The organism is Bradyrhizobium sp. (genome assembly GCF_052389815.1).
In the GTDB taxonomy this organism is placed as follows: Bacteria; Pseudomonadota; Alphaproteobacteria; order Rhizobiales; family Xanthobacteraceae; genus Bradyrhizobium.
The window spans coordinates 1-1,634 of record NZ_JBQTHN010000200.1 but is presented as its reverse complement, the minus strand read 5'-3'; the positions used below and the strand labels follow the sequence as shown (position 1 = coordinate 1,634).

The window sequence follows — 1,634 nt, the reverse complement described above, 5'->3', positions numbered from 1 at the left end:
CGGCATCGCCGAGATCAATGGAATCGAGATCGGCCAAACCGGGATCAGAATCGGCGCCCTGACCACCCATGCCGAGCTGTTTGCTTCCGAGCCACTGCACAGGGAATTGCCGATCTTTCGCCAGGCGGCCAGCCTGATTGCCGATCCCCAGGTGCGTAACCGCGGCACGATCGGCGGCTCGCTGGCGAACGCCGATCCCGCGGCCGATTGGCCGGCGGTATTGGTGGCACTGCAGGCAGAGATCGAGATCGCAGGCCCGAATGGCCGCCGAAGGGTGGCGGCACAGGACTTCTTCGTCGACATTTTTTCGACGGTGCTGGAACCCGACGAAATTCTCGCCAACATCCATATCCCACGGCCGACGGCCGGCACGCGCTTCATCTACCGAAAGATCCGGCACCCCGCGAGCGGCTTTGCCGTGGTGGGAATCGCGGTCGGAGTGCGACTGCAGCATGGCGTGGTTGCCGAGATTTCCATCGGCGTCACCGGTGCAGCGAACCGCGCTTTCGCCGGCCAACATGCCGCCGATTTCCTGACAGGCAAGACGCTTTCGCGGGAACACATCGACCGGGCGGCAAAATTGCTGAGCGAGACCACCGAGTGCCTCTCGGACCGCTACGCGTCGGCGGAATACCGCGCCAATCTGATCCGGACCGAGACTACGCGGGGGCTACTTGCGCTTTCGTCGTGAGACGGGAGCCTTCGAGCCAGCCGCCACATGATCAGCGGCATCGCCGCCAAATCGATTGCGGTTGAACGGAACAGCACCGCTCCGGCAACGATCTCGACGTCCTCGAGCCGCAGCGGCTTGCCGCCCGTCGTCCTCAACTCCGGATACTCGATCGGGCGCCCGGCAATGCGGTCGCGAAACACGACTTGCAGCCCGGCCGGCTCCACCAGCCAGTCGTCACCCCATTTCTTCAGCGGCGAGATAGGCCGGAAAGAAATCGCGTCCCTTCTCGGTCAGAACGTATTCATATCGACCGGCGTGTCCGGGCAACGGCACCCACGTCATGACGCCAGCAACGACGAACTTCTTGAGCCGGGTACTCAAGATACCCTTCGGCCCTGAGATGTCGTCGTCATGGACAATCTCGGCAGCCACAAAGGCAAGGTCGTGTGTCAGCTCATTCGCTCCCCCGGCGCCAAGCTGTTCTTCCTGCCAAATACTCACCAGACCTGACCCGATCGAACTGGTCTTTGCCAAGTCCAAGCATCTGCTCCGAAAGGCTGACCGCCCAAACCGTCGATACGGTCTGCACCGCCATCGGTGACGTCCTCGACGCTGTCACACCCGAAGAATGCGCCAGTTACCTCAAAAACTCAGGCTGTCGAAGCTAATGCCATCACGCTTTTAGGAGCCATGAAACGCAGGGTGGCTGCTGCCGGGCGGGCGATCCATTTCGAACATTCGGTCCTGCGTTACCTCGACGTAATCCCCGCCCCGTCCGGCTCGAAGGATCGGATTGGCGAGGGCGGTCTGATAGACGCCATCCTTGATCAGGGCTTTGTCGATGTAAACCGCGACCACCTCACCGAGGACGAGCCACCCCTGAACCGCCTCGCCCTTCCAGTTCTTGAATTGGACGACCTCTGTAACCTTGCATTCCATCGCTGCGCGACTTTCGCGCACG

The 1,634-nt window shown here is 61.8% G+C and carries 2 protein-coding genes and 1 pseudogene; 1 reads left to right on the top strand and 2 read right to left on the bottom strand.

The window, feature by feature from the left end; genetic code table 11:
• On the top strand, positions 1-691 hold a 691-nt coding region (locus ACT4OC_RS27935), incomplete at its 5' end, for an FAD binding domain-containing protein (RefSeq protein ID WP_444842285.1).
• A 216-nt stretch (positions 692-907) separates the two neighbouring features.
• Here the strand turns inward: ACT4OC_RS27935 and ACT4OC_RS27930 are convergent.
• Together ACT4OC_RS27930 and ACT4OC_RS27925 are read right to left on the bottom strand one after the other, a co-directional pair.
• Positions 908-1,213, bottom strand: coding sequence for a winged helix-turn-helix transcriptional regulator (locus ACT4OC_RS27930; RefSeq protein ID WP_444842284.1), 306 nt, complete (start codon positions 1,211-1,213; stop codon positions 908-910).
• 141 nt (positions 1,214-1,354) lie between these two features.
• Positions 1,355-1,634, bottom strand: a pseudogene (locus ACT4OC_RS27925) (flavin reductase family protein); the annotation flags it as partial.